This window comes from Actinocorallia populi (genome assembly GCF_002995495.1).
GTDB lineage: Bacteria > Actinomycetota > Actinomycetes > Streptosporangiales > Streptosporangiaceae > Actinocorallia > Actinocorallia populi.
The window spans coordinates 38,582-65,156 of record NZ_PVZV01000015.1 but is presented as its reverse complement, the minus strand read 5'-3'; the positions used below and the strand labels follow the sequence as shown (position 1 = coordinate 65,156).

30 protein-coding genes are annotated in these 26,575 nt (G+C 71.8%); 7 read left to right on the top strand and 23 right to left on the bottom strand.

Annotation, left to right across the window (positions count from 1 at the left end; all coding sequences use genetic code 11):
• Positions 1–34: 34 nt before the first annotated feature.
• Positions 35–1,252: an MFS transporter gene (locus C2865_RS38345; protein WP_198653892.1), complete on the bottom strand. Its 1,218-nt coding sequence runs from the start codon at positions 1,250–1,252 to the stop codon at positions 35–37.
• A 92-nt stretch (positions 1,253–1,344) separates the two neighbouring features.
• On the opposite strand from C2865_RS38345, the gene C2865_RS38340 reads away from it, so the two are divergent.
• The 6 genes from C2865_RS38340 to hypF all read left to right on the top strand — a co-directional run bounded on the left by C2865_RS38340 (position 1,345) and on the right by hypF (position 6,464).
• Positions 1,345–2,172 carry a 1-aminocyclopropane-1-carboxylate deaminase/D-cysteine desulfhydrase gene (locus C2865_RS38340; protein ID WP_106403694.1) on the top strand — a complete coding sequence of 276 codons (828 nt, stop codon included), beginning with the start codon at positions 1,345–1,347 and terminating at the stop codon, positions 2,170–2,172.
• Positions 2,173–2,331: 159 nt separating this feature from the next.
• Positions 2,332–2,718, top strand: coding sequence for a helix-turn-helix transcriptional regulator (locus tag C2865_RS38335; protein ID WP_232836049.1), 387 nt, complete (start codon positions 2,332–2,334; stop codon positions 2,716–2,718).
• Positions 2,715–3,266, top strand: coding sequence for a D-sedoheptulose-7-phosphate isomerase (locus C2865_RS38330; protein ID WP_232836048.1), 552 nt, complete (start codon positions 2,715–2,717; stop codon positions 3,264–3,266). Before C2865_RS38335 ends, C2865_RS38330 begins: the two co-directional genes overlap by 4 nt.
• Positions 3,263–3,484 carry a HypC/HybG/HupF family hydrogenase formation chaperone gene (locus C2865_RS38325; protein ID WP_106403692.1) on the top strand — a complete coding sequence of 74 codons (222 nt, stop codon included), beginning with the start codon at positions 3,263–3,265 and terminating at the stop codon, positions 3,482–3,484. The genes C2865_RS38330 and C2865_RS38325 overlap by 4 nt, the downstream gene beginning before the upstream one ends.
• Positions 3,481–4,152, top strand: coding sequence for a D-sedoheptulose-7-phosphate isomerase (locus tag C2865_RS38320; protein WP_106403691.1), 672 nt, complete (start codon positions 3,481–3,483; stop codon positions 4,150–4,152). Before C2865_RS38325 ends, C2865_RS38320 begins: the two co-directional genes overlap by 4 nt.
• Positions 4,152–6,464: a carbamoyltransferase HypF gene (gene hypF / locus C2865_RS38315; protein WP_198653891.1), complete on the top strand. Its 2,313-nt coding sequence runs from the start codon at positions 4,152–4,154 to the stop codon at positions 6,462–6,464. The genes C2865_RS38320 and hypF overlap by 1 nt, the downstream gene beginning before the upstream one ends.
• Here hypF and hypE read toward each other — a convergent pair.
• The 21 genes from hypE to hsaA all read right to left on the bottom strand — a co-directional run bounded on the left by hypE (position 6,429) and on the right by hsaA (position 24,392).
• Positions 6,429–7,502, bottom strand: a complete 1,074-nt coding sequence (gene hypE, locus C2865_RS38310; protein ID WP_106403690.1) for a hydrogenase expression/formation protein HypE — start codon at positions 7,500–7,502, stop codon at positions 6,429–6,431. The two genes, hypF and hypE, sit on opposite strands and share 36 nt — an antisense overlap.
• Positions 7,499–8,626, bottom strand: coding sequence for a hydrogenase formation protein HypD (gene hypD / locus C2865_RS38305; protein ID WP_106403689.1), 1,128 nt, complete (start codon positions 8,624–8,626; stop codon positions 7,499–7,501). The genes hypE and hypD overlap by 4 nt, the downstream gene beginning before the upstream one ends.
• A 28-nt stretch (positions 8,627–8,654) precedes the next feature.
• On the bottom strand, positions 8,655–8,927 hold the full coding sequence (locus tag C2865_RS38300) for a HypC/HybG/HupF family hydrogenase formation chaperone (RefSeq protein WP_106403688.1): 273 nt from the start codon (positions 8,925–8,927) through the stop codon (positions 8,655–8,657).
• Positions 8,928–8,932: 5 nt separating this feature from the next.
• Positions 8,933–9,046: a DUF6893 family small protein gene (locus tag C2865_RS41955; protein ID WP_408608353.1), complete on the bottom strand. Its 114-nt coding sequence runs from the start codon at positions 9,044–9,046 to the stop codon at positions 8,933–8,935.
• Entirely contained in the window at positions 9,034–9,627 is a 594-nt protein-coding gene (locus tag C2865_RS38295; protein ID WP_106403687.1) for a DUF5947 family protein, read from the bottom strand. The genes C2865_RS41955 and C2865_RS38295 overlap by 13 nt, the downstream gene beginning before the upstream one ends.
• Positions 9,624–10,145: a hypothetical protein gene (locus C2865_RS38290; RefSeq protein WP_106403686.1), complete on the bottom strand. Its 522-nt coding sequence runs from the start codon at positions 10,143–10,145 to the stop codon at positions 9,624–9,626. The genes C2865_RS38295 and C2865_RS38290 overlap by 4 nt, the downstream gene beginning before the upstream one ends.
• The gene (locus tag C2865_RS38285) at positions 10,138–11,934 is read right to left on the bottom strand and encodes a nickel-dependent hydrogenase large subunit (RefSeq protein WP_106403685.1); all 1,797 of its coding nucleotides are present in this window, start codon (positions 11,932–11,934) and stop codon (positions 10,138–10,140) included. The genes C2865_RS38290 and C2865_RS38285 overlap by 8 nt, the downstream gene beginning before the upstream one ends.
• Before the next feature lie 19 nt (positions 11,935–11,953).
• On the bottom strand, positions 11,954–13,021 hold the full coding sequence (locus C2865_RS38280) for an NADH-quinone oxidoreductase subunit B family protein (protein ID WP_106403684.1): 1,068 nt from the start codon (positions 13,019–13,021) through the stop codon (positions 11,954–11,956).
• A gap of 14 nt (positions 13,022–13,035) precedes the next feature.
• The gene (locus tag C2865_RS38275) at positions 13,036–13,392 is read right to left on the bottom strand and encodes a hydrogenase/urease maturation nickel metallochaperone HypA (RefSeq protein ID WP_106403720.1); all 357 of its coding nucleotides are present in this window, start codon (positions 13,390–13,392) and stop codon (positions 13,036–13,038) included.
• Positions 13,385–13,918 carry a hydrogenase maturation protease gene (locus tag C2865_RS38270; RefSeq protein WP_106403683.1) on the bottom strand — a complete coding sequence of 178 codons (534 nt, stop codon included), beginning with the start codon at positions 13,916–13,918 and terminating at the stop codon, positions 13,385–13,387. The genes C2865_RS38275 and C2865_RS38270 overlap by 8 nt, the downstream gene beginning before the upstream one ends.
• On the bottom strand, positions 13,915–15,297 hold the full coding sequence (locus C2865_RS38265; protein WP_106403682.1) for a hypothetical protein: 1,383 nt from the start codon (positions 15,295–15,297) through the stop codon (positions 13,915–13,917). The genes C2865_RS38270 and C2865_RS38265 overlap by 4 nt, the downstream gene beginning before the upstream one ends.
• Positions 15,298–15,476: 179 nt before the next feature.
• The gene (locus C2865_RS38260) at positions 15,477–15,872 is read right to left on the bottom strand and encodes a hypothetical protein (RefSeq protein WP_106403681.1); all 396 of its coding nucleotides are present in this window, start codon (positions 15,870–15,872) and stop codon (positions 15,477–15,479) included.
• 86 nt (positions 15,873–15,958) lie between these two features.
• Positions 15,959–16,522 carry an RICIN domain-containing protein gene (locus C2865_RS38255; RefSeq protein ID WP_106403680.1) on the bottom strand — a complete coding sequence of 188 codons (564 nt, stop codon included), beginning with the start codon at positions 16,520–16,522 and terminating at the stop codon, positions 15,959–15,961.
• A gap of 190 nt (positions 16,523–16,712) precedes the next feature.
• Positions 16,713–17,468: an SDR family NAD(P)-dependent oxidoreductase gene (locus C2865_RS38250; RefSeq protein ID WP_106403679.1), complete on the bottom strand. Its 756-nt coding sequence runs from the start codon at positions 17,466–17,468 to the stop codon at positions 16,713–16,715.
• 9 nt (positions 17,469–17,477) lie between these two features.
• Positions 17,478–18,455: a ferredoxin--NADP reductase gene (locus C2865_RS38245; protein WP_106403678.1), complete on the bottom strand. Its 978-nt coding sequence runs from the start codon at positions 18,453–18,455 to the stop codon at positions 17,478–17,480.
• Positions 18,448–18,636, bottom strand: coding sequence for a hypothetical protein (locus C2865_RS38240; protein ID WP_198653890.1), 189 nt, complete (start codon positions 18,634–18,636; stop codon positions 18,448–18,450). Before C2865_RS38240 ends, C2865_RS38245 begins: the two co-directional genes overlap by 8 nt.
• Before the next feature lie 44 nt (positions 18,637–18,680).
• A complete protein-coding gene (locus tag C2865_RS38235; RefSeq protein WP_106403676.1) occupies positions 18,681–19,844 on the bottom strand; it encodes a 3-ketosteroid-9-alpha-monooxygenase, oxygenase component in 1,164 nt (387 codons plus the stop codon).
• On the bottom strand, positions 19,841–21,502 hold the full coding sequence (locus C2865_RS38230; protein WP_106403675.1) for an FAD-dependent oxidoreductase: 1,662 nt from the start codon (positions 21,500–21,502) through the stop codon (positions 19,841–19,843). Before C2865_RS38230 ends, C2865_RS38235 begins: the two co-directional genes overlap by 4 nt.
• Positions 21,503–21,532: 30 nt before the next feature.
• Positions 21,533–22,408, bottom strand: a complete 876-nt coding sequence (locus C2865_RS38225) for a VOC family protein (protein ID WP_106403674.1) — start codon at positions 22,406–22,408, stop codon at positions 21,533–21,535.
• Positions 22,408–23,229 (bottom strand): 4,5:9,10-diseco-3-hydroxy-5,9,17-trioxoandrosta-1(10),2-diene-4-oate hydrolase, encoded by an 822-nt coding sequence (hsaD, locus tag C2865_RS38220; protein WP_198653889.1) that lies wholly within the window; start codon positions 23,227–23,229, stop codon positions 22,408–22,410. The genes C2865_RS38225 and hsaD overlap by 1 nt, the downstream gene beginning before the upstream one ends.
• Complete coding sequence (hsaA, locus tag C2865_RS38215; RefSeq protein WP_232836047.1) at positions 23,226–24,392, bottom strand: 3-hydroxy-9,10-secoandrosta-1,3,5(10)-triene-9,17-dione monooxygenase oxygenase subunit; 1,167 nt, start codon at positions 24,390–24,392, stop codon at positions 23,226–23,228. The genes hsaD and hsaA overlap by 4 nt, the downstream gene beginning before the upstream one ends.
• Before the next feature lie 145 nt (positions 24,393–24,537).
• Between hsaA and C2865_RS38210 the strand changes: the two genes are divergently transcribed.
• Positions 24,538–25,311: an IclR family transcriptional regulator gene (locus C2865_RS38210; RefSeq protein ID WP_106403673.1), complete on the top strand. Its 774-nt coding sequence runs from the start codon at positions 24,538–24,540 to the stop codon at positions 25,309–25,311.
• A 55-nt stretch (positions 25,312–25,366) separates the two neighbouring features.
• Here C2865_RS38210 and C2865_RS38205 read toward each other — a convergent pair whose 3' ends face one another.
• Positions 25,367–26,497 (bottom strand): LLM class flavin-dependent oxidoreductase, encoded by a 1,131-nt coding sequence (locus tag C2865_RS38205; RefSeq protein ID WP_106403672.1) that lies wholly within the window; start codon positions 26,495–26,497, stop codon positions 25,367–25,369.
• Positions 26,498–26,575 lie beyond the last annotated feature (78 nt).

The following is a 26,575-nucleotide window of genomic DNA, read 5'->3' as shown; positions in this document are numbered from 1 at the left end:
CTCCGTGCTGCTCTCGGTCCTTCCGTTCGCCCGCTCAGACGGGCGCCGACGCGGCGCGCCGCCGCTCCACCTCCCGCCGCACCACCGTGGCGGTGAACACCGCGCCGCTCGCCGCGACGAGGCACAGCAGCACCAGACCGAAGGCGTAACCGCCGTAGGCGCTGTAGATGGCGCCCATCACCAGCGGCGGGACGAAGCCGCCGAGGCCGCCGGCGGCGCCCACCACACCGGTGACCGAGCCGACCCTGTCCTGCGGCGCCAGCAGCGCCACCAGCGCGAACACCGCGCCGCTCCCGGCGCCCAGGGCCGCGGCCATCGACAGGAACGCCAGGGTCCCCAGGGGCATGAGGGGCGGGGTGAAGGCCTGCAGGGCGGCGCCCGCGGTCACCACGGCCAGGCTCGCGACCAGGACGCGCACCGCGCCGAAACGGTCGGACAGCCAGCCGCCCAGCGGGCGCATCAGCACCGCGAGCACCACGAAGCCCGCCATCCTGTTGGCGGCGTCGGCCTGCTCCAGGTCGTACGCCGACTTCAGGTAGGTCGGCAGGTACACCGAGAAGGCGACGTAGCCGCCGAAGGCGATGGCGTACAGCGCGGACGCCTGCCAGGTGACGGGCAGCCGCAGGGTCTCGGTCAGGCGGCTCATGGCCGAGCCGGCGGGGGCCCGCCGGCCGGGTGCCTCCCGCAGCACCAGGTAGGAGACCACGGCGTAGAGCGCCAGCAGTACCGCCGTCAGCACGAACGGCATCGCCATGCCCGACATGTCGACCAGCCGCACCGTGGTGAGCGCGCTGATCGCGGTGCCCCCCATGCCCGCGCCGAACACCCCGATCGCCAGGCCCCGCCGTTCGGGCGGGAACCAGGCGTTGACGAACGGGACGCCGACCGCGAACACCGTGCCGCCCACACCGAGGAAGAACCCGCCGACCAGCAGCGCGGCCAGCGAGTCGTGGCCGAACAGGCCGAGGTAGAGCACCGGGACGACGGTCGCCGCCGAGACCAGGGGGAACATCACCCGGCCGCCGAACCTGTCGGTCAGCGCGCCCACGGGGATCCTGCCCACCGAGCCCACGATCACCGGGACCGCCACCAGGAGCGCCTGCTGCAGCGCGCTCAGCCGCAGCTCCTCCTGGAAGCGGGGACCCAGCGGGCTGAGCAGCGCCCAGGCCCAGAAGTTCACCGCGAACCCGACGGTGGCGACCACCAGCATCACCACGGGACGGCCGGCCGGCCGTCCGTTCTCCGCGCTCATAGCACCACGCCCATCCGACGGCCCCCCTGGTGTAGATCTTGATCCCCGGCCACCGGGCGGGGAAAACCGCGGCTGCGGCTACGCTGGGGCGGGTGGAGCTCCTCCTGCCCTCTCCCCTGGTCGAGATCGCCGACGAGCGGCTCGGGGACGTGCGGCTGTTCCTCAAACGGGACGACCTCATCCACCCGGAGCTGCCGGGCAACAAGTGGCGCAAGCTCAAGTACAACCTCGAGGCCGCCGTCGAGCAGGGGCACGACACCCTGCTGACGTTCGGCGGCGCCTACTCCAACCACATCCGGGCGACGGCCGCCGCCGGCCACCGCTTCGGGTTCCGCACGGTCGGGGTCATCCGGGGCGAGGAGCACCTGCCGCTCAACCCCGTCCTGTCGTTCGCGGTGTCGCGGGGCATGCGGCTGGAGTACGTCTCGCGCACCGCCTACCGCGACAAGCCGGTTCCTCCCGGACGCTTCTACGTCCTGCCGGAGGGCGGCTCCAACGCCCTGGCCGTCCGGGGCTGCGCCGAGCTCGCGGCGGAGATCACCGAGCCCTACGACGTCCTGTGCTGCCCCGTGGGCACCGGCGGCACGCTGGCGGGCCTGGCGCTGGGCCTGCGCGAGGGGGCGCGGGCGCTGGGCTTCTCGGTGCTCAAGGGAAGCGGGTTCCTGCGGGACGAGGTGGTCCGCCTGCAGCGGGAGCACGGACGCGAGAACTCCGCCTGGTCGATCCGGACGGAGTTCCATTTCGGCGGTTACGCCCGCCGCACGGCCGAACTCGACGCCTTCGTGGCGGACTTCGCCGAGCGCCACGGAGTCCGGCTCGATCCGGTCTACACGGGGAAGATGCTCTGCGGCCTCTTCACCCTGGTGCGCCTGGGCGAGTTCCCGCCGGGCGCCCGGATCATCGCGGTGATCACCGGTTAGGCCCGTTCGGGTCTGGAGGGGGAGCGATCGCATGACTCGATGATCGATCCGAGTCGTATGCCGGGCTTAGGGCCGATGGTCCCTTCTCCCGGAGTCCACGGTCCCCGCGATCTTCGTGTTTTCCCCTTTCCGGAAACAGGTAGGAGACAGTCACGGAGAGTGCTCACCGAGCCGGGAGGGGACGTGGTCGAAGGCAACGAGATCCGGAGCCTGCTGCGTCCTTTTCTCCTCCTGCTGCTCTACGAGCGGCCCGGGCACGGTTACGAGCTGATCGAGCGGCTGGGCGAGCTGGGGGTGCCGGGAGTGGAACCGGGCCACGCCTACCGGGTGCTGCGGGACCTGGAGCGGGCGCGCCTGCTCAGGTCGGCCTGGGAGCCGTCGGGGGCCGGACCCGCGCGGCGCCGCTACGAGCTCACGCCCGAGGGCCGGGGAGACCTGGAGGGGTGGGTTCCGCGGCTGGCCGCCTTCTCCCGGATGCTCGACTCCTGCGTCGCGCGCTGGACCGAGGTCTCCCGGACCGGAGAGCTCATGCGCGGTGCCCGGTGAAGGGCGACACCCCGCATCCGGAGGCGAACCGGGTCGTCCGTGCCTGCCACTCCATGGCCGTGCGGTTTCGCCGCGGCGGCACCCTCTTCACCTTCGGCGACGGCGTGGCGGCCGCTGACGCCGCGCACCTCGCGGTCGAGTTCGTGCATCCGGTGATCGTCGGCAAGCCCGCGCTGCCCGCCCTCTCGCTGAGCTGCGACGCCGGGGCGCTGAGTGGAGCCGTCACCGGGGACGGTCTGGCCGAGGTGTACGCGGCCCGTCTGGCGTCCTTGGCGGGACCGCACGACATCGTCCTCGGGCTCTCCTCCGGTGAAGAGAGCACGAGCCTGCCGCGTGCTCTGGCCGCGGCGCGAGAGCGCGGTGCGCTCACCGTCGCGCTGACCGGCCGTGAACGGCCCGAGCCGGTCGCGGACCATGTGCTCGCCGTCGCCTCCGACGACCCCCGCATCGTGCGGGAGACCCACGTGACCGTTTACCACGTGCTCTGGGAGCTGGTTCACGTCTTCCTCGAACACCCTGGACCGCTGGAACAAGAGGTGCCCGCATGACGGGAACGGAACCGCACTGCCCCGACGACGTCTGCGTCACCTGCTCTGACGCCGCCGTCGCGATGCGGGTGCGCGAGGTGCTTCCCGGAGGGCTCGCGCTCGTCGACACCGCGGACGGACCGGCTGAGATCAGCGTGGCTCTGGTCGACGCCGAACCCGGCGACCTCGTGCTGGTGCACGCCAAGGAGGCCATCGCACGGGTGGAGGAGCCGTCATGACCACGGGCGGGGAGTCCGGCCTCGGCCTGGAGGCGCTGTACCCGTTCCTGTACCCCGCACGGGACGATCTCGACGCCCTGCTGGCCGACGCGGAGAGTTCCACGGCCGAGAAGTTCGCCGAGATCGCCGTATTGCGCGCCTCCCTGACCGCCCGTTTCGCCGCCGCCCTCAGTCGGTGCGCGCAGGCCGTCGCGGAGTCCTTCGCCTCCGGAGGTCGGCTGCTGGCGTTCGGCAACGGCGGCAGCGCCACCGACGCCCAGGCCTTCACGACCCTGCTGGCCGCCCCTCCCCCGCCGGACCGGCCGCTGCCGGCCTTCTGCCTGCCCCAGGACACGGCGTCCGTCACGGCGCTGGCCAACGACGTGGGGTTCGAGGTGGTCTTCTCACGGCAGATCGCCGCGCTGGGGCGGCGCGGGGATGTGGCCGCCGGGTTCTCCACCAGCGGCGGCTCGGCCAACCTGCTCCGCGGCCTGGAGGAGGCCGCGGGCCTCGGCATGGTGACGGTCGGGTTCGCCGGATACGACGGCGGCCCGATGGCCGGATCCGGCGCCGTCGACCACCTCTTCGTCGTCCCGTCCGCCTCCGTGCACCGCATCCAGGAGGCGCAGACGACCCTGTACCACGTGCTGGGGGAGCTCGTCATGGCCGACCTGCGGGACCCCCGGTGATGGACGCGCCGCCCCGGTCCAGGATCAGGATCCGGGTCGAGGGCATCGTCCAGGGTGTGGGGTTCCGGCCGTTCGTCCACGAGCTGGCCGGACGCTACGGGCTGGCGGGTTTCGTCGGCAACGACGGCGACGGCGTCTTCGCCGAGGCCGAGGGGGAGGCGTGCGCGCTGGACGCCTTCGTCGCCGACCTGGAGCTGCGGGCGCCGCCCCTGGCCCTCGTCGAGCGGGTCACCACGTGCCCGGCCGAGCCCGCCGGGGAGACCGGGTTCCAGATCGTGCCCAGCATCCCGCTACCGGGGCGTTCGACGCTGGTCTCCCCCGACATGGCGCCCTGTGCCGATTGCCTGGGAGACCTCACCGATCCCGATGACAGACGGTTCGGTTATCCCTTCACCAACTGCACCCATTGCGGGCCCCGGTTCACCATCACGACCGATGTGCCCTACGACCGGCACAACACCACGATGAGCGGCTTCGCGTTGTGCGCCGGTTGCGAGCGGGAATACCGCGATCCGGCGGACCGGCGCTTCCACGCCCAGCCCGTGTGCTGCCCCGGCTGCGGGCCTTCGCTGCGGCTGCTGGACGCGGACGGCGCGCCCGTGCCGGGGGACCCGGTCGCGAACGCCGCCGCGTGGTTGCGGAACGGCAGGATCCTGGCGGTCAAGGGGCTCGGCGGCCATCACCTGGCCGTGCTCGCCGCGCACGAGGACGCCGTCCGCCTGCTGCGCGCCCGCAAGCGCCGGGAGGCCAAGCCGTTCGCCGTGATGGCGCCCGACCTCGCCGTCGCCCACACCCTGGCCGTCCTCGACGAGACGGCCGTCCGCCTGCTCACCGGTCCCCGCCGCCCCATCGTGCTCGCGCCGCGCCGTGCCGCCGCCCCGGTGGCCGAGGCTGTCGCGCCCGGCACCGGGGAGCTGGGCGTGATGCTGCCGTACACGCCCCAGCACCACCTGCTGGCCGTACGGCTCGGCGAGGCGTTCGTCCTGACCAGCGGCAACCTCGCGGACGAGCCGATCGTCCACCGGGACGACGAGGCGCTGGAACTCCTCTCGGGGCTGGCCGACGGATTCCTGACGCACGACCGCCCCGTCCACGTGCGCGTCGATGACTCGGTGGTCCGCGCCTTCCGCGGCCGGGAGCTGCCGCTGCGCCGTTCGCGCGGTTACGTCCCGGCCCCGCTGGCGGTGCACCGCCCCTTCCCCCGTCCCGTCCTGGCCTGCGGCGCCGGGCTGAAGAACACCTTCTGCCTGGCGAAGGGCGTGCGGGCGTTCCCGTCCCAGCACATCGGCGACCTGGAGAGCTACGGGACGCTGCGCGCGTTCACCGAGGGAATCGTCCATTTCCGCCGCCTGTTCGGCATCGATCCCGAGGTCGTCGCCCACGACCTCCACCCGGAGTACCCGTCCACGAAGTACGCGCTGGACCTGGCCGACGCCGAGGGCCTGGCGCTCACCGGCGTCCAGCACCACCACGCCCACCTCGCCGCCTGCCTGGCCGACAACGGAGCCGACGGCCCCGTGATCGGTGTCGCCTTCGACGGGCTGGGCCACGGCCCCGACGGCACCCTGTGGGGCGGTGAGCTGCTCGTCGCCGACCTGGCCTCCTACCGGCGGGCGGGCCACCTGGAGCCCGTTCCGATGCCGGGCGGCACGGCCGCGATCCGCCGGCCCTGGCGCATGGCCGCCGCCCACCTCCAGGCCGCCTACGCCGGCGACCCCCCGGAGCTCGCCCTCTCCCGGCGCCACGCCGACCGCTGGGAGGCGGTGACCGCCCTGGCCCGCACCGGTCCGAACGCCCCGCTCACCTCCAGCGCGGGCCGCCTCTTCGACGCCGTGGCCGCCATCGCCGGCATCCGGGACGAGGTGTTCTACGAAGGCCAGGCCGCCATCGAACTGGAACGGCACGCCGACCCGCACGAACGCGCCGCCTATCCGGCGGCGGTGCGGGACGGCGACCCTCTGGTCATCTCCTGCGCGGACCTGGTGCGCTGCGCCGCCGAGGACGTGCGCGCGGGCGTCTCCGCCGCAACGGTCTCCGCCCGTTTCCACAACGGCCTCGCCGCCGCCGTCGTCCGGGCCGCGGGCGTCCTGCGCGACCGCACGGGCCTGACGACGGCCGCTCTGTCCGGCGGCGTCTTCCAGAACCTCACCCTGCTCACACTGGTCGTGACCGGCCTGGAGGAGACCGGTTTCCGCGTCCTCACCCACACCCGGACCCCGCCCAACGACGGCGGCATCTCCTTCGGCCAGGCCGTGGTGGCCGCGGCCCGCGACCGGTCAGCAGATGCGGGGCAGCGGATCGCCGACGAGTAGGTCGATGATGCGGGTGCCGCCGAAGGCGGTCTTGAGGAGGACGAGCCCGGAGGGCGCGGCCTCCACCCGGCCGATCAGGGCGGCTTCCTGGCCTTGGGGGTGGGAGCGGAGTGCGGCGAGGGCGGTTTCGGCGCGGTCCCCCGCCACGAAGGCGACGAAACGGCCTTCGCACGCCACATAGAGAGGGTCGATGCCCAGGAGTTCGCAGGCCCCGGTGACCGCGGGGCGGACCGGCACGGCGGACTCGTGCACGATCATCGCGACTCCGGCGCCCCGAGCGACCTCGTTGAGGACGGTCGCCGTGCCGCCCCGGGTCGCGTCGCGCAGCATGCGCACCTCACCGGGGAGGGCGTCCAGGAGGGCCGCGGCCAGGGTGTGCAGGGGCGCGGTGTCGGAGACGAGGTCGGCGGCCAGGTCCAGCTCGCCTCTGGCCAGCATGACGGTCACGCCGTGATCGCCGACGGGGCCGGAGACGAGGATCGCGTCGCCGGGGCGAACGTGGGCGGCGCCGAGTACGGCGGGGCGGTCCAGGACGCCGACGCCCGTGGTGGTGACGTAGCAGCCGTCGCCCTTGCCCCGCTGGACGACCTTGGTGTCGCCGGTGACGATCGCGACGCCGGCGCGCAGGGCGGCGGCGGACATGGACGCCGTGACGCGCCGCAGGTCCTCCACCGGGAAGCCCTCCTCCAGGATGAAGCCGGCGGACAGGTACAGCGGGCGGGCCCCGGAGACGGCCAGGTCGTTGACCGTGCCGTTGACGGCGAGGTCTCCGATGTCTCCGCCGGGGAAGAACACCGGGGAGACGACGTAGGAGTCGGTGGTCATGACCATCCGGGACGTTCCCAGCTCCAGGACGGCGCCGTCGTCCAGCGGTTCGAGGGCCGGGTTGCCGAACGCGCCGACGAAGACGTCCTCGACGAGGGTCTGGGTGGCCTTGCCCCCCGCTCCGTGCGCGAGCGTGATGTGCTCCTCGCGCACTCTGGGGGCGCGCCGCCGTGCGCGTTCGATGCGGTCGAGCACCTGCTGTTCGGTCGTCATGCGCGTGTCGCCTCCCGTACCCGTTCCCTGGTGAACCGTCCGTAGTTGTAGTAGGCGGCGCAGGCGCCCTCCGAGGAGACCATGCACGTGCCTATGGGGGTCTCCGGGGTGCAGGCGGTGCCGAACACCTTGCACTCCCACGGTTTGATGGCGCCCTTGAGCACCTCGCCGCACTGGCACGCCTTGGGGTCGGCGACCCGGACTCCCGGCAGGTCGAAGATCCGCTCGGCGTCGTGGGCGGCGTACTCCTCGCGCAGCCGCAGCGCCGAGTGGGAGATGAAGCCGAGCCCGCGCCACTCGAAGTGCGGGCGCGGTTCCATGGTCCGCCCGATGGCCTCCAGCGCCCTGCGGTTGCCCTCCCAGGGGACGACCCGCGCGTACTGGTTCTCCACCTCGCAGCGGCCCTCGGCGAGCTGCCGCAGCAGCATGTGCACCGACTGCAGCACGTCGAGCGGCTCGAAGCCCGCGCACACCAGCGGCCTGCCGTGGTCGCGGGCGATGAACCCGTACGGGCGGCAGCCGATGACGGTGGAGACGTGGCCGGGGCCGAGGAAGCCGTCCAGGCGCAGGTCCGGCGAGTCCAGGATCGCCTTGATCGCCGGGATGATCGTGACGTGGTTGCAGAAGACCGAGAAGTTGGCGACGCCCTCGGCCGCGGCCCGCAGCACGGTCACCGCGGTGGACGGCGCGGTGGTCTCGAAGCCGATCGCCATGAACACCACACGGCGGCCGGGGTTCTCGCGGGCGATCCGGAGCGCGTCCAGGGGCGAGTAGACCATGCGCACGTCGGCGCCCCGCGCCTTGGCGTCCAGGAACGAGCCGGCGCCGCCGGGCACCCGCATCAGGTCACCGAACGACGTCATGATCACGCCGGGCTCGCGGGCGATGGCGACGGCGTCGTCGATCCGGCCCATCGGGATCACGCACACCGGGCAGCCGGGTCCGTGCACCAGCTCCACCTGCCTGGGGAGGAGGTCCTCCAGGCCGTGCCTGTAGATGGTGTGGGTGTGGCCGCCGCACACCTCCATGAACTTGTAGTGCCTGCCGGGCTCGCACAGCGCGGCGATCCGCGCGGCCAGCGCCCTGGCCCTGCCGCCGTCCCGGTACTCGTCGACGAACCGCATGCCGGTCCTTCCTCGTCGTTGTGGCCCGTCAGGTGATGTCGGAGTCGGCGAGCGCCTCGAGCTCGTCGGCGTACGCCCGGCCGAGCCCTTCGAGCAGGGCCAGGGTCGCCGCCGCCTCCGCCTCGTCGATCCGCGACATGGCGAAGCCGACGTGCACCAGCACCCAGTCACCCGGGCGTACGCCCTCCGGTCCGAGCAGGCCGACGCTGATCGGCCGCCGGACGCCGGCGACCTCGACCGTGGCGAGGTCGCCGCGGCCGGGCAGGAGCTCCACGATCTCTCCGGGGATACCGAGGCACATCCCGGTCACATCCGCCGGATGCGCAGGTAGCGCCGGATCGCCGGCAGGTTCTGCCAGAACAGGAACGCGGCGAACGCCCCCGCGGGCACGAGGAGCGTGGACTTCCTCACGTGCGGCATGACTCTCCTTCCGCGAGGCGCGTGAAGAACGCCTCGATCTCCGGCCACACCCGGGTCCCCCCGGACAGGCCCTTCCAGGACCCGCGGATGATCGCCACCAGCCGGTAGCAGTCGTCCACGGGCACCAGCCACCGTTCGTCGGCGTCGCGGACCGCGTTGACCAGCAGCGCTTCGACGCCCGGGGCCAGGGTCTCCAGCGGAGGGCAGGCCGCGACCGCCGCCGCCCAGACCGCCGGTTCGACCGTCCAGCCGGTGGTCCCCATCGGGCTCGGGTAGTGCGCGGTGACGGCGCCCTGCGCGTCGCGGGTGAAGAACGCCAGCCCGACCGGGACGCCCAGGTCGTCGGGACGCACTCCGGTGAGCCGGATCCGGCGGCTGGGCACCCGCCGGTAGCGGCCGTTCTCCTCGGGGAACAGCACGGAGCAGGCCCGGCAGACGCACAGCAGGGCGCCGCCGCGCTCGTCCAGGAGATGGGTGTGCTCCTTCTCCACCGGGATCCCGCACATCCCGCACGGCTCGGCCCTCTCGCGGGCACGGGACTCCGCGCGCCGGATCACCCGGCCGAGCGCCGTCGAGTTCACGGCGCCGCCTTCGGAGCCATGCCGCCCAGCAGCGACTCGACCGGGATGAAGGCGGGCTTCCGGCGCGGCGGGCTCACCCGGACCTCCGTCAGTTCCGGCGCGATCGCCAGCACCGCGTCCCGCACGACGTCCGCGGCCCGGCCCGAGCCGCCGCAACCGCCGCCCGAGAGCACGACGCGGGCGACGGCGCCCTCGACGCCGTCGAACCGCGCCTCGCCGCCGCGCAGGAGCGGGCCGAGCCGTTCCAGCGCCCGTTCGACCCGCCGCTCCAGCGGTTCGGGGTGGAGCTCGTGCAGGACCAGCAGGTGGCCGACGAGCTCGTCGTCGGCCGGCTCGCCGCCCTCGGCCGCCCGCTCCAGGATCCGCGCCAGGGCCTCCCCGTACACCTCGGTGAGCAGGGTGACGGCGTCGAGCGCCTTGGCGGCGGTCGCGCCGGGGATCGACTCCAGTTCGCCGAGGAGGCCCTCGAGCCGGGTCAGCCGGTCGGCGACGGCCGGCGCGTCCAGCCGCTCAGCCATGGGAGGCCCCGAACATCGGCGAGTGCAGCTTCTCCAGGGTGCGCCCCTTGCCGAGGTACATGTGCACCCCGCAGGGCAGGCACGGGTCGAAGCTGCGCACGGCGCGCATGATGTCGACGCCGCGGAAGTCGTCCGGCCCGTTCTCCTCGAAGATCGGCATGTCCTGCACCGCGTCCTCGTACGGGCCCGGCGTGCCGTGGATGTCGCGCGGGCTGGCGTTCCAGGGCGTGGGCGGGTACGGGTGGTAGTTGGCGATCTTCTTGTCCCGGACCACCAGGTGGTGCGACAGCACGCCCCGCACCGCCTCGTGGAAACCGGCGCCGATCGCGTCGTCGGGGACGTCGAACGGCTGGAACACCTCGCAGTCCCCCGATCTGACCAGGCCCAGCGCCTGCTCGACGAAGTGCACCGCCATCGCGGCGGCGTAGGCGATGAAGTAGGTGCGGGCGCGGTTGCGCTCGATCGCGTTGGACCACGGCGGGATGCGCCACTCCAGCGTCGTCTCCGGCAAATCCTCGCCGCGCGGCAGCGAGATCCGGACGCTCGAGCCGGTGGACTTCACGTACGGCGTATCCACGAGGCCGGCCAGGGCGGTGGTGTAGAGCCGGGCGAAGGCGCCGCCCCCCGTGTCCAGGGCGAGGTGCTGCTCGGAGGCCGGGTCGTACCAGCGGGGGCTCATCACCCAGCTGTACTTGTCCTCGAAGTCGCGTTTCTGCGGCACGGGCAGCGTGGTCTGGTTCCACGGGTGGCGCATGTCGACGGGGTTGCCGAGCGGATCGGTGGGGACGAACGGCTCGGTGTTGACCCAGTCGTCGTAGTAGGAGCTGCCCAGCAGGATGCGGATGCCCAGGTTGATGTCGACGAGGTCGGTGGTGAGCAGCCGCCCGTCCACGACGATGCCGGGCGTCACGAACATCGATCTGCCCCAGCCGCTCATCGTCTCGTAGCGGTAGTCGACGACGTTCGGGTCCTGGAAGGCGCCCCAGCAGCCGAGCATGACGCGGCGGCGCCCCACCTCCTCGTAGCCGGGCAGCGCCTCGTAGAAGAAGTCGAAGACGTCGTCGTTCATGGCGACGGCCTTCTTCACGAAGTCCACGACCTTCAGCAACCGGGTCAGGTAGTCGGTGAAGACCGTCGGGGTCGGCACCGTCCCCACGCCGCCCGGGTAGACGGTGGAGGGGTGCACGTGCCGCCCCTCCATCAGGCAGAACATCTCGCGGGTGATGCGGCTGATCCGCAGCGCCTCCTTGTAGACGGTGCCCTCGAACGGGTTGTACGCCTCCATGATGTCGGCGATCGTGCGGTACCCGTGGACGCCGGAGTTCGGCGCGAGGGTCTCGCGGGCGCGCCGCAGGACGCCGGGGTTGGTGTCCTTGACCATGGCCTCGCAGTAGTCGACGAAGACCAGGTTGTCCTGGAAGATCGTGTGGTCGAACAGGTACTCGGCGGCCTCGCCGAGGTTGATGATCCACTCGCCCAGCGGCGGGGTCTTGATCCCGTACGCCATGTTCTGCGCGTACACCGAGCAGGTGGTGTGGTTGTCGCCGCAGATGCCGCAGATGCGGCTGGTGATGAACCCGGCGTCGCGCGGGTCCTTGCCCTTCATGAACACCGAGTAGCCGCGGAACATCGACGATGTCACGTGGCACTCGGCGACCCGCCGGTTCGCGAAGTCGATCTTCGTGTAGACGCCCAGGTTCCCGATGATGCGGGTGATCGGATCCCACGACATCTCGACCAGCTGTCCGGGCGTCCCGGTCTCCGCCGTGCGTGGATCGGTGATGGCCATCGTCCGCGGTCCTCCCCCGCTATCTGCGAGCTCGCTTGTGCGGCCGGTAGCCGCTGGTCAGCACGTCACGGTTGTGGTGCCACCTGGGCTCCTTGTCCACCGTGCCGCTGGTGATGCCGCGCATCCGCCGGATGAACGCCCCGTAGGGCTTGATGAGCGTGGACGACAGCCGCGCCCCCGGCGGCTCGTCCATGAACGGCATGAACTTGTCCGGGAAACCCGGCATCGTGCAGGCGATGCAGATGCCTCCGACGTTCGGGCAGCCGCCGAGACCGCCCATCCAGCCCCGCTTGGGCACGTTGCACTTGACGACCGGGCCCCAGCACCCGATCTTCACCAGGCACTGCTGGGAGTTGTAGGTGTCGGCGAAGACCGCCTGCTCGTAGGAGGCCGCGCGGTCGCATCCGTCGTGCACGGTGTTGCCGAACAGCCACGTCGGGCGCAGCATCTCGTCCAGCGGGGGCGGCGGCGCGGTCCCGGCCGCGTGGTAGAGCAGCCAGGTGAGGGTCTCCATGAAGTTGTCGGGCTGGACGGGGCAGCCGGGGACGTTGACGATGGGCAGCCCGCCCCGGGAGGTGAAGTCCCAGCCCAGGTAGTCGGCGAGCCCCATCGACCCGGTCGGGTTGCCCTCCATGGCGTGGATGCCGCCGTAGGCGGCGCAGGTGCCCGCGGCGACCACGGCCCACGCCCTGGCCGACAGCGCGTCGATCCACGTGTTCAGCGTCAGCGGCTCGCCGGTCGTCAGGTCGTTGCCGAACGACGTCCAGTAGCCCTCGCCGTTGATCTTCTCGTTGGGGACCGAGCCCTCCAGCACGAAGACGAACGGCTCCAGCTCCCCGGCCGCCGCGGCCCGGAAGGGGGCGAGGAACTCCTCCCCGCCCAGTGTCGGCGAGAGCACCTTGTTGTGCAGGTGCACCTTCGGCAGGCCCGGTATCAGGCCGTTGACCACGTCCTCGATGGCGGGCCGGGAGGCGGCCGTGACCGAGACGGTGTCGCCGTCGCAGCTCATCCCCTCGGAGATCCACAGGACGTGGATCTCCTCGAACCCGGTTCCCGCGCCTCCGGCGCGTCCGGTCGTGGAAGTCATCGCCGTTCCCTCCTTCAGCCGCTCGTCTCCGCGGGCTCGTCGACGGTGATGGACTCCAGTACCGCACCGCTCCCCGCCGCGACCTCGACGTCCAGGCCGCCGCAGCGCGGGCAGGCGACCAGGTGCACGGCGTCGTCGGCCGGAGCGCCGCCGCCGCAGGCACGGCAGCGCACCGTGCCCGGTTCCTGCACCACCTCCAGCAGGGCGTCCGCGGCCGGTGTGCCCGCCGCGGCCAGCCGGTACCCCTGGTCGATCACCTCCGGGTCCACGGGATGGCCGCTGATCCGCACCCGTACGCCGCGTACGCGACGGCCGCCGGCCCGCTTCAGCACCGCCTCGGCGATGGCGTCGCACAGTCCCATCTCATGCATCGGCACGCTCCCTCATGTCCGGTTCATCGCCTGGGGCCGCCAGGGCCTCGGCGCGGGCCAGTTCCGTGACCAGGCGGACCGCCTCGGGCACGGCGGCGGCCACCGGCCCCGTCAGCCCCATGCCCTCCTCGACCGAGGCGGGGCGGCAGCCCGCGACCAGCACGCGGCCCGCCTCGCCGCCGAGCCTGCGCAGCAGCAGCAGCACGGCCAGCGGGTGCAGGCCGTGCGCGTCGACGGGGACGGCGCCGCCCGCCGCGTCGAGGTCCCGGCCGCCGACCTCCAGCACGGCCAGCGTCCCCGGCGGGCCCTCCAGCGGGACGGCGTCCACCATGATCAGCGTGTCGGGGGCGCGGTCGAGCAGCTCGTAGGCCAGGTGGACGCCGCGGATGCCGTAGTCGGCGACCCGGACGCCGCCGGGAAGGCTCCCGGTGTCGATCCGGCGGACGACCTCGACGCCGAAGCCGTCGTCGCTCAGGAACACGTTGCCGATCCCCGCCACGAGGACCCGGCGCGGCGCCCCGCTCATCCGGGCTCTCCGGTCAGGGGCTCGACCTCGTCGGCGCCGAAGTAGCGGTAGCGCCCGTACCAGCGGTCCAGCTCCGCGGCGGGGTCGTCCTCGACGGTGACGGCCAGGTGCACCGCGTCGTCGACGTCGACCAGCACCTTCTCCACCAGGGCGGTGCGGCCCGCCAGGAAGCGGTCCTGCGGGTCGGTGCCGCGCGGCCGCGGGCGCAGCCTGACCCGGCTGCCCGGACCCAGCCGCACCCCGGCCACGACGGTCTCCACCGGTCCGCCCGCGCCACCGTCGCCGTCGCCGTCGCCGTCGCCGTCGCCGGGGACGGTCCCGTCCGGCGGGCGCAACACCCCGTGCAGCCGCTCGAACACCTCGGGCGGCATGCCGTCGACCCGGTCCAGGATCGCCGCGGCACGCGCGTCGGTGGCGCGCGCCTCCCGCTTCTCGGCATCGGTCAGGGTGAGGGCGCGCAACGAGAGGATCTCGTCGATCTCGCCGGAGTCGTGCAGGTCGCCGGGGCTCTCGGGTGCCACGCGCGGGTGGTCGTACAGCAGGATCGGCGACGACAGGAGCAGTTCATGGCCGTCCGCTCCGCCCGCGAGGACCGGGAAGGTGTGGACGTTCTCGCAGGAGCGGACCGCGGCGCGCGCCCAGTCGGGCGGGTCGAGCAGCGAGACGAAGGAGGATCCCCGTACGGCCAGCAGGAGGTGGCAGGCCAGCGGGGAGAACCGCAGCGCCTCGTCCCGGCTCGCGCTCGCCGGGACACCGCGGCCGGTGTTCTCCACCTGGACCCGCAGCCTGGTGAGCGGCCCCGCGGGGCCCCTGCCGACGGGCTCCGCCGAGACGCGCACCGTCACCGACAGCGGCCAGCGCTCCCGCATGATCCGTCCGGCGGGCCTGCCGTCCGGGTCCCGGACCACCTCGGCGTCCAGGCCGCTGCCCGCCTCGAGGGGGAGCACCGCGTCCTCGCCGGGGCGCAGGGGCAGCCGGAGGGCGAACTCCCTGGGGACCGCCTCGTCGAAGCCGATCTCCCTGCGGTCGCCGAGGTCGAGGACCTCCACCGGACGGTACCGGCCGCCGTCGTACCGCTCCACGGTCCTGCGCTGGAGCTGGAGGAACCGGACCTCGCACACCGCCGACCCGGCGGTGCCGTGCAGCAGGCACTCGGTCCGCTGCCACCACCCCTCGGCCGAGCCGGCGACCCCCGTGTCCGCCGGTCCGCGGGCGCGCGTCCACTCCGGGGGCGTGAGCACCCCGAACTGCCAGCGCACCCGGTTCTTCGCCGACGAACGCCGGTACGGGTACAGGAGGTAGCCCTCGTACAGGATCGCGTCGGCCACCGCCCGCACCGGGGCGAAGACGTCCTCAGAGCCGGCCGGCCTCGTCCCCATGCGTCCCGCCCTTCACGAAAACGGCGCCGCGCCGCGCTCACGTTGCGCAGCGGACATCTCTCCAGGAGTAACCGTTTTCGTTCTATCAGCAGGCATCGGACCCGGTAAGTGGGCTCGTCACCTACGTGACGCGGGCACCCATCCGGCCGATGGATGCCCGTACGCGACCCGTCGTCGGGTCAGCGGTGGAAATAGGTGTGGTCGGTGATGTGGAAGCCCCCGCCGCCCTGGGCGTACCACTTGGACCTCTCGTCGCGGACCAGCCTGCCGTCCACGTAGACGCGGAGGCGGTGCGGCCTGACGGCGACGGTGTTGATCCACACCCCGTGCCCGCGGCGCACCTTCATCTTCTGCGCGTACCTGGCGACCCTGTGGGTGCCGTCCTTGGCCGAAGGGTCGCAGCGGTTCTTCTTCAGGCAGTACGAGAAGTGGTGCTCCAGGTAGATGCGCTTGCCGCTCAGGCTGGTCGCCACCATCCTGACGGTCTCGGTCGGCGCGGCCAGGACGGGGGAGGCGGTGCCGAGACCGAGGGCGAGGACCGCCGCGAACACGATCGTACGGGAGAGGGGTCGCATGCCCCGATCCTGCGGTCCCGCCCGCCCCGCCCTCCAGGGACCGCGGTCCCGTCCGGGCCGGACCCGCGGGTCCGGCCCGGACCGCGTCACCGGCCGGTCAACCGCAGCAGCCAGCGGCGCGACGTGTCGTCGTCGCAGGTGTACTGGAGGGCCTCGACGTTGTTCTCGGTGCTGCGCCCGCCGGCGATCGTCAGGCACTTGCCCGTCTGGCGGTTGCGGATCTGGTACTGGCCGTTGGACGCCACCTGGCGGATCGTCCAGGTGCGCGACCGGTCGCGGTCGCAGTTGTACTGCACGGCCCGGACGTTGTTCTCGGTGCTGCGCCCGCCGGCGATCGTCAGGCACTTGCGGGTCTGCAGGTTCCTGATCTGGTAGTTCTGGCCGCGGCCCGTCCGGTTCAGCACCCAGCGGCGGGAGCGGTCGGTGTCGCAGTCGAACTGCACGGCCCGGACGTTGTTCTCGGTGCTGCGCCCGCCGGCGATCGTCAGGCACTTGCCGGTCTGGGCGTTGACGAGCATCACCGCGTTGGACGTCGGCACCGCCGCGGCGGACCGCCCGTGCGCCGCGTACGCGGGGGTGAGCGTGGCCAGCAGCGCCGAGCCCGCGAGAAGCGGCAGGACGAGCCGGCGGCCCCGTTTGCGAGTAGCCATGACTCCTCTTTCTCCAGAAGGGACGAAGTCAGTTCTCCCGACCTCCTGCCCGCACCCTCGGCAGATTAATGTCAATCGACATTTCCAAAGAACAAAGCATGCTTGACTATCGCCATCGCAATAAATTCAGATAATTCTCTATTTTCCATCCCAATTCTCTCCGCCGGTCGCGGCGGGACGCACCCGGGCGTCAGTAGCCCGGCCCGCTGAGGAGGCCGCCGTCGACGAGCACCTCGGTGCCGGTGCAGTAGGCGGACTCGTCGGAGGCGAGGTAGACGGCGGCTCCGGCGACGTCCTGGGGCAGGCCCCACCGGCCCAGGGGGATGGCCTTGAAGAACGCCTCGGGGTCGATGCCCGTGGCATCGGCGTTGGACGGGTCCAGGGCGAGCTCGGTGGCGACGCCGCCCGGATGCAGGGAGTTGACGCGGATGCCGTGGGCGCCCAGCTCGCGGGCGGCGGCCTTGGTGATGCCGCGCACCCCGAACTTGGAGGCCGCGTACGCCGACAGGCCCGCCGCCGCGGCGTAGCCCTCCACCGAGGAGGTGTTGATGATGGAGCCGCCGCCCGCCCGCCTCATCGGCTCAATGACGGCCTTCATGCCGAGCCAGGGGCCGATCAGGTTGACGTCGAGGACGCGGCGGAGCTCCTCCTCCGCCATGTCGGCGACCGTGCGGAAGCGGAGGATGCCCGCGTTGTTGACGAGGACGTTCAGTTTCCCGTGGGCCGAGACCGTCGCGTCGACGGCCGCCGCCCAGTCCGCGGAGCTGGTGACGTCCATGCGGACGAAGACCGCGCCGAGTTCGGCGGCCAGCGCCGAGCCCCGGTCGTCGAGGAGGTCGCCGATCACGACCTGGGCGCCCTCGGCGGCGAACGCGCGGGCGTGCGCCTCGCCGATGCCGCGGGCGCCGCCGGTGATCAGGGCGACCTTGCCGTCAAGCCGTGCCATGGGGGTACCTCATTCGGAGTAGGTGATCTTCACATGGCCGGTGAGCGGGAGCGCCTGGCAGGCCAGCACCCAGCCGTCGGCCAGGTCCGCCTCGTCGAGCACCTCGTTGGCGAGCATCTCGACCTCGCCGTCGACGACACGGCAGGCGCAGGCGCTGCACGCGCCCTCCCGGCAGGAGTAGGGCGCGTCGACTCCCCCGGCGAGCAGGACGTCCAGCAGGGGTGTCCCCTCCGGCCAGGTGTGAGAGGTGACGGAGCCGTCGAGGTCCACCTCCACGGTTCCTCCGGTGCCCTCGAGGGGCTCCGGCGCCGCGAACGGATCACCGCTGAGGGAGACGAACCGCTCGACCTTGGGCTTCGCGGCGTCCAGGCTCGCCAGCGCCTCGCAGCAGGCGTCCATGAACCCGCCTGGCCCGCAGACGAACGCCTCGTACGCCCGGTAGGGACGCAGCAGCGACGCGAGCCGCGGCGCCGCGGGGAGGCCCTGCACCGTCTCCAGCCAGTGGACGACGGTCAGCCGGCCGGGGTGGGCGGTCTCCAGCTCACGCAGGGCCGCCGCGAAGATGACGGATTCCTCGTCCCGGTTGGCATAGAGAAGGACGATCTGTCCTTGTCCCCGGGCCAGCGCCGTCTTGAGGATCGACAACACCGGGGTGATCCCGCTGCCGCCCGCCAGCAGGAGGAAGTCCCCGTCCGGGGTGCGCGGGGTGAACACCCCGGACGGCGGCAGCGCCTCCAGGACCGAACCGGCGGTCACGTTGTCGCAGATCCAGTTGGAGGCGTGCCCTCCGGCGACCCGCTTGACGGTGACCATCAGCCGTTCTCCCGGACCGCAGCACAGCGAATAGCACCGCGCTGTGCCGTCGGGCAGCCGCAGCGTCAGGAACTGCCCGGGAGAGAAGGGTGATACGGCGTCGAACACCAGGGTGTGCGCGTCGGCCGTCTCGCGGACGACCTCGGCGACGGTGAGACGTAGGGATTCAGTCATCGGAGGAAACTTTCACGAGGCCTTCGCGCACCGCCTGCTCGATCGACGCGCGCAGCGCACCGCAGTGGGTGACGCATGCCGCGTGTTCACCGCCCGCCACCCGCGAGGAGATCTCCTCGCAGGTGGCGGCGGCGTCGGTCGTCCACTGGACGCTGGTGTGCGGAAGGCTGTTCTTCTTCACCAGGACGCGGGTTCCACACGTCCGGCAGCCGACCTCTTGCATTCCTAGCCCCGCGTCGTCTCGCGCATCGACTTCGGGATCATGGAGAAGGAGACTCCGTTCGCGACGTTCTCCGCGACCTCCTTCTTCCACTCCTCGACGGCCCGCTCGGTGTCGATCTCGAACTCGAACCGGTTGACCATCTCGGGCGTCACGTCCTCGACGTCCACGTAGAACTGCTCGTACCAGCGGCGCAACTGGTAGACGGGGCCGTCCTGGTCGCACAGCAGCGGGTTGTCGATGGCCGCCTTGTTGCGCCAGATCTCGATGTCCTGCATGAACCCGAGCCCGATGCCGTCGCCGACCTGCTTGGCCATGGCGTCGGCCTCCTCGTCGGACATGCCCGGGAACTTCTTGACGAGCACACCCCACTGGAGCATGAAGCTGTCGCTGGAGATCGGGTAGTGGCAGTTGATCAGCACGCTCTCGACCGTGCTGCCCGAGGCCTCGTTCCAGAGGTAGTCGATCATGTAGGAGGGGCCGTGGTAGGCGGCCTCCGACCGCTGCCTGATCTGCTCCGTCTCCGCGCCCGGGACCAGTCCGAGGTTGGCGTCGTCGCGCGAGTACCCGTCGTAGTACTGCGTGGCGATGTGCCCTTCGAAGACGTTCTTGAAGTACGTCGGGAGCGCGAAGTGCACGTAGTAGAAGTGCGCCATGTCCACGACGTTGTCGACGATCTCCCGGCAGTGGGAGCCGTCCACCCGCAGCCGGTTCCAGGTCCACGACGACCACTCGTCGCTGTAGGCGCCCTCGATCCGGGGGATCGTGACCTCCGGCGGCGGCGGGTTGCCCTGCGGGTCGTTGTAGACGAACAGCTGCTGGTTGGTCTCGAGGGTGCGCCACGCCTTGGTGCGCGCGGCGCGGGGGACGCGGGTGGCGTAGGGGATGCCGGCGCACCTGCCGTCGCCTCCCCAGCGCCAGTCGTGGAAGGGGCAGGCGACGGCGTCGCCCTTGACGGTGCCCTGGGTGAGGTCGCCGCCCATGTGGGGGCAGTAGGCGTTGAGCACCTTCAGCTCACCGTCCGCACCCTGGAAGACGACGAGCTTGGTGCCGAACGCCTCCACGGCGTGCGGCTTGCCGTCCTTGAAGGGCTCGGCGAGGCCGAGGCAGTGCCAGCCCCGGGCGAAGCGGGCGGGCGGCGGAGCGGATTCGATGACGCGGTGGTTCATGCGGTGACTCCCTGTGCAGCGATGTGGGTGGCGGCGACATAGCCGAAGGTCATCGCCGGGCCGAGCGTGGCGCCCGGTCCGGGGTAGGTCTCGCCGGTGACGGCGGCCGAGCAGTTGCCGGTGGCGTACAGGCCCTCGATCACCGAGCCGTCGTGCCGCAGCACGCGCGCCTCGGTGTCGGTGACCAGCCCGCCCTTGGTGCCGATGTCTCCGGGAACGACGGGCACCGCGTAGAACGGGCCCTTCATCGGGCGGAGGTTGGGGTTGGGCAGCGTCGGGTCGCCGTAGTAGTTGTCGTAGGCGCTGTCCCCGCGGCCGAAGTCCTCGTCCTTGGCGCCTGCGGCCATGGCGTTGAAGCGCTCGATGGTCGCCTTCAGCCTGTCCGCGGGGACGCCGATCTGCGCCGCCAGCTCCTCGGCGGTCTCACCGCTCTTGAGGAACCCGGTGGACTTCCACTCCTTCGGGAACGGCTGTCCGGGGAACAGCCCGACCCACACGTACTTCCTGTGCGCCCACTCGTCGATGATCATCCACGAGGCCATGGCCTTCTCCCCGTGCTCGTACATCCGGTCGAGGAACTCGTGGTAGGGCAGGGTCTCCCTGACGTACCGCTCGCCCTCGGCGTCGACGATGACCATCGAGGGGACGGCGCGGTCGGCGACGAGGAAGAACAGCCTCCCGTCGGGCGTCGGCACCGAGGGCGCGCCCCACACCTTGTCCATCAGGTCGACCGCGGCGCCCGCGGCCAGGCCCGCCCGCAGCGTGTCGCCGGTCTGGCCCTCGGAGGCATGGGTCCAGGCGGTCTTCGTCGGCTTCGGCAGGTAGCGCTCGCGCAGTTCCTGGTCGTGGGAGAAGCCGCCGGCGGCCAGGACGACTCCCCCGCGCGCCCGGACGGCGGTCTCCCTGCCGTCGCGGAGCACCTTGATGCCGGTGACCCGTCCGTCCTCCACGACGAGGTCCTGGAAGGAGGTGGAAAGCCACAGCTCTCCCCCGGCCTCGCGAAGCGCCAGCCGTAGCCGCGCCACCAGCGCCTCACCGAGCGACAGCGGCTTCTGCCCGGTGAGCAGCGCCTTCACCGCCCGCAGGCCGACGAGCAGGGCGGTCTGCCTGCCCTTCCAGGTCCGCATGACCATGTTGAGCTTGCCGAACTCGCCGGACGTCATCGTCAGGCCGTATGTCGGCAGCCCCGCCCGGCGCAGGTTCCCGAACTCCGGTCCGAGCTTCTTTCCGTCGATGATGCACGGCTCGACTGAGCGCCCCTGCGGCCTCCCGCCCGGAGCCTCCGGGTAGTAGTCGGAGTAGCCGGGCGTGTACATGAAGCGCACATACGAGCTCTCGCGGTCGAAGAACTCGACCATCTCCGGACCGCGCGTCAGGTACGCCTCCTTGCGGTCGGCGGGCACCCGGTCGCCCACGGTCGCGTCCATGTACGTACGGGCGTTCTCCAGGGTGTCGCGCTCGCCCGCGCGCTGCAGGTACACGTTGTTCGGCACCCAGATCGCCCCGCCGGACAGGGCGCTGGACCCGCCGTACTTGTCGGTCTTCTCCACCACCAGAGCGGACAGCCCCCGGCGGCCGGCGGTGGCCGCGGCGGCCAGGCCGCCCGCCCCCGAGCCGACGACGACCACGTCGTACTCGTGATCCCAGGTCGTGCCCATGTCAGTTCTCCCGGAAGGATGCGCGGCGGATCACTGGTGGCCCCAGTAGGCGTCCTCGGTGATCTCCTTGACGGTCCAGGTCGCGTCGTCGACGAGGACCGCGTCGTAGCCGTACTCGACCTGGAACGGGCCCGGGGTGGCGGCGTAGAAGGAGACCATCTTGTCGTTGGTGTGCCTGCCGAGGGACTGCTGGACGGCGTAGCCCGCCTTGTGGAAGCGGTCGAGGCCGCGGCCCACCTCGTCCAGGCTGGAGAGCTCCAGCATGAAGTGGAAGATCATGGCGGGCAGCGGCGCCTCGCACAGTCCCAGGCTGTGGTGGCGCGGGTTGGCGCCGAGGAAGCGCACCCAGTTCATCCGGCCCTCCGGCCCGCCGAACGTGGCGGCGGGGAAGCGCAGGGAGTCGCGGTGGCGGAACCCGAGCAGTTCGGTGTAGAAGGCGAAGGACGCCTCGATGTCCGGCGCCGACAGCACGATGTGGCCGAGTCCGAGGCCTCCCGCCACGAACCTGTTCCCGTACGGGTTCACCTGCGGCGCGTGGTTCATCGCCGGGGAGTGGTAGATCTCCAGGTGGTTGCCGTTGGGGTCGTCGACGTGCACCAGCGCCTCGACGCGGCGGTCGGCCGCCTCCTCGGCGGTGCCGGGGGTGACGGTGCGGCCCGCCTTCTCCAGCCGCTCGACGGTCTCGGCCAGGGCGCGGGCGTTGGCGACCTCCCAGCCCGCGGCCAGCAGCCGGTCCGCCTCGCCCGGGAGGAAGGTGAAGCGGTTGGCGTACTCGTCGTGCCGGAAGTACAGGGCGTTCTCGTCGGGCCCGGTGACGGCCTCCAGGCCGAGGACCTCGGAGCCGAAGGTGCGCCACGCGCCGAGGTCGGCGGTCTCGAAACGCAGGTAGCCGAGGGAAGTGATCATCAGGACTCCAGGAAGCTGAGGGTGACGCGGTTGAACTCGTCGAAGCGCTCGGTCTGCGCCCAGTGGCCGCAGTGCGGGAAGACGTGCAGCCGCGCGTTCGGGATGGTCTTGAGGGCCACGAGCGCGCCGTCGAGGGGGTTGGCGCGGTCCTCGCGGCCCCAGGTCAGCAGGGTCTCGTGGCGGATCCGGTACGCCTCGCGCCAGAGCATGCCGTCCTCGAGCATGGCCGGGTCGGCGAAGGTCGCGGCCATCGCGGCGTTGCCGCGCACGGTCTCGGGGTCGGTAGCCGAGGCGAGGCGATCGGCGATCAGCTCCTCGGTGACCAGCGACGGGTCGTGGGCCAGGGCGGTGAGGAAGGCGACGAGGCGTTCTCGGGAAGGGGCGGCCGAGAACTCGAAGAGCCGCTTGATGCCCTCGGTCGGGTCGGCGGCCAGCACGTTCAGGCTGACGCCGCCCGGACCCATGAGCACCAGCTTCGCGACACGGTCGGGGTGGTCGATGGCCATCCGCGCCGCGGTGCCGCCGCCGAGGGAGTTGCCGAGCACGTGCGCCCGCTCGATGCCCAGGTCGTCCATGAGCCCGACGACCGCGTCGGCGGAGGCGGTGAAGAACTGCTTCTCGAAGCGCTCGGGCTTCACCGACCGCCCGTAGCCGGGCTGGTCGACCAGCAGGGTGCGAAAGCGCTCGGCGAACACCGGCAGGTTGGCGCCGAAGTTGCTCGTCCCCGACGCTCCGGGGCCGCCGCCGTGCAGCATGACCAGCGGGTGCCCGTCGCCGGCCTCGGTGTAGAACAGGCCGTTCTTCGTGGTCCCCTCGATCACATCATCACATCCGTCACCTCGATGCCGAGGGCGCCCTGGCCGTACATGACGAGCGCGCGCTCGGGGTCGTTGGCGGCGTGGACGCGGCCGGCGTGGGCGTCGCGCCAGGCCCGCTGGACGGCGTTGCCCGCGGCCAGCGCGCGCCCGCCGGCGTTCTCGAACAGCAGGTCCACCGCCTTGATCGCGCGCTGGGTCGCCATCACCTGGTCGCGGCGGGTGGCCAGGCGCAGCTTCAGCGACGGGGCCTCGCCCGCCTGCGCGCACCGCATCTGCTCGGAGATGTTGCGGGTGAGCTGGAGCCACGCGGCGTCGATCTCGCCGGCGGCGGTGGCGATGCGGACCTGGGCGTGCGGGTCCTCGGCCACCTTCTGGTTGCCGTAGGAGACGCGGAAGCGCTCACGGGTGACCTTGATGTAGGAGTCCAGGGCGCTCTGGGCGATGCCGACGATCGGGGTGGAGATCGTGGTGGTGAACACGGCGGCGAACGGGAGCCGGTAGAGGGGGGAGGTGTTGACCGCGTTGCCGGGGCAGTCCAGGACGCTCGTGCTCGCGAAGCTCAGCGTGCGGTGGTCGGGGACGAAGGCGTCCTCGACCACGATGTCGTTGCTGCCGGTGCCGCGCAGGCCGACGGTGTCCCAGACGTCGTCGATCCGGTAGTCGGAGCGCGGCAGCAGGAAGGTCCGCATGTCGATCGGCACGCCGTCGGGACCGGGGACCATGCCGCCGAGGAAGACCCACCCGGCGTGGTCGCAGCCGGAGGAGAAGCTCCAGCGGCCGCTGACCCGGAAGCCGCCCTCGACCGGGGTGATCTTCCCGGTGGGCGCGTAGGAGGAGGAGATGCGGGCTTCGGGGTCCTGGCCCCACACCTCGTGCTGCGCCTCGTCGGGGAACAGGGCGAGCTGCCACTGGTGCACGCCCAGGACCGAGGCGACCCAGCCGGTCGAGCCGCAGGCCGCGGCGATCTCCTTGACGGCGGTGTAGAAGAGGACCGGGTCGGCCTCGTACCCGCCGTGGCGCCGGGGCTGCAGCAGCCGGAAGAACCCGGTGCCGGCCAGTTCCCCGATCGTGGCCTCGGGCACGCGCCGTGCCTCCTCGGCCTCGGCTGCCCGTTCGCGGAGGGTCGGGACGAGGGCGCGTACGGCCTCGAGAACCTGCTCGCTCAATTCACGCTCCTTGCTCGTCGTCCTGTGAGCTGGCTCACGGACGGATTGCGTGTACGTTAGGCGAGATGTTCCAATTAGAAATAGTGGTTTTCCCGGTAACCGGGAAAACCGAGGTTCCCTCCCGGAACGATTCAGGAGCTTCCCCATGGCCGTCCCCGTCGCCGCCGCCCACCCCGGACTCGAGTCGTCGATGCTCGCGCGGGCCGCGCGGATCATGTACTGCTTCACCGCCTCCGCGCCCGAGCTGACGCTGACCGACGTGGCGCGCCGCACCGGGCTGCCGCGCTCCTCGGTGCACCGCATCCTCGACCAGCTCGTCCAGCTCAGGGCACTGGAGCGGACGGACTCCCGCTACCGGCTGGGCCTCGGCCTGATCGAGCTGGGGGCGCTGGCGGCCCAGCAGAACCGGCTCCGCGAGACCGCGTTCCCCCACCTGCACCGCCTGCACACCGCCACGCGCGCGCTCGTGCACCTCGCGGTCCCGGACGGCCACGAGATCGTCTACCTGGAGAAGGTCGGCGGCGCGCCGGCCGGGGGCGCCCCCACGCGGATGGGCGGCCGCCAGCCCGCCTACTGCACCGGCGCGGGCAAGGCGATGCTCGCCTTCGCCGACGAGGAGGACGTGGCCAGGGTGCTCGGGGCGGGACTGGCCCCGCGCACGCCCGCCACGATCACCGACCCGCGGGCGTTCCGGCGGGAGCTGGCGGGCATCCGCGAGCGCGGCGTCGCCCTCGACCGCGAGGAGAACCACCGCGGCGTCGTCTGCGTCGCGACGCCGCTGCGGGACGGCCTGGGCCGCCCCGTCGCGGCGATCTCGTTGTGCGGCCCGCCGAGCAGGCTGAACCCGCAGGCGCTGACCCCGTCGCTGCTGATGGCGGCCCGCGAGGTGCGGCGCGCCCTGGCCGCGGACCGCAGGTGAGAACGCGAGAGGACGCGGCGCCGCCGGCACCGCGTCCTCTCGCGCTCCCCCGCCGTCAGCCCGCGGCGAGGCCCTCCCTGAAGTGCGGGATGACCGTCTCGCCCCAGTGCCGGATGGTCTCCATGCACGCCTCCTGGGGGACGGTGCCCATCTGGATGAGGCACATGACCTCGTCCACGCCGATGTCGGCGAGCCGCTGAACGTACTCGATGGCCCGCTGCGGCGTGCCGTAGGCGTGCTCGGCGTTGAACGCGCCGGTGTCCTGGGGGCGGGCGGGGATATCGGCCTCGTTCAGCCTGGCGACGAGGTCCTCCTTGTCCTTGGCGAGGGCGGCGAGGTTGTCGTCGTCCTCGGTGTCCTCCTCGGGCACGGGGCCGTGGCCGTACCAGTGGGCGATGGACTCGGCGAAGAAGCGCTGGCCGCGCGCGCCGATCTTCAGCGCCTTCGCCCCGTCGTCCAGGACGATGGTCGGGCAGAGCGCGACGAACTTGTCGTTGACCTCGGTGGAGACGAGCTTCTCGCCGGTGCGGGACCTGATGGTGGCGTGGTAGAGGTCGTACATCTCCTTGACCTCCTCGGGACCGGCGAAGCCCATCACCAGCGCGCCGACGCCGAGTTCGGCGGCCAGGACCACGGTGTCCCTCTTGCTGCACGCCATGTACAGCGGCGGGTGCGGAGTCTGCACGGGGCGCGGCAGGATCTTGGCGGGGCCGACGTCGAGCAGGTCGGTGTGCCAGTCGACCTGCTCCTTCTGCCAGGCCCCGGCCAGGAACCTCAGCCCCTCGACCAGCTGCGGATAGGTGTCGGAGGGGTTCACGCCGCACATCCCCATCTCCATGCGGGTGGAGCCGCGGCCGCCGCCGACGTCCAGCCGGCCGCCGGACAGCGCGTCGAGCATGCCGACCCGCTCGGCGACGCGCACCGGGTGGTTGTAGTTGAACGGCATGCAGACCACGCCGTGGCCGATGCGGATCGTGGAGGTCTTCGCCGCCACCCAGGTCAGGAAGACCTCGGACGCCGACATGTGCGCGTACCGCTCCAGACCGTGGTGCTCGACCGCCCAGACCCGGTCGAAACCCATCTCCTCGCCGTAGACGGCCTGCTCGACGCAGTCGTGGAGCAACCGCCTCTCGCGCTCGGGCGTCGGGTGGGCGAGCTGGGCCTCGAAGATCATCGAGAACTGCACGGGAACCTCCAGGTATTTCGATTAGGAATATTACTAACAGACATATAGCACGGGGACAACATCGCGGTTCGGATACGC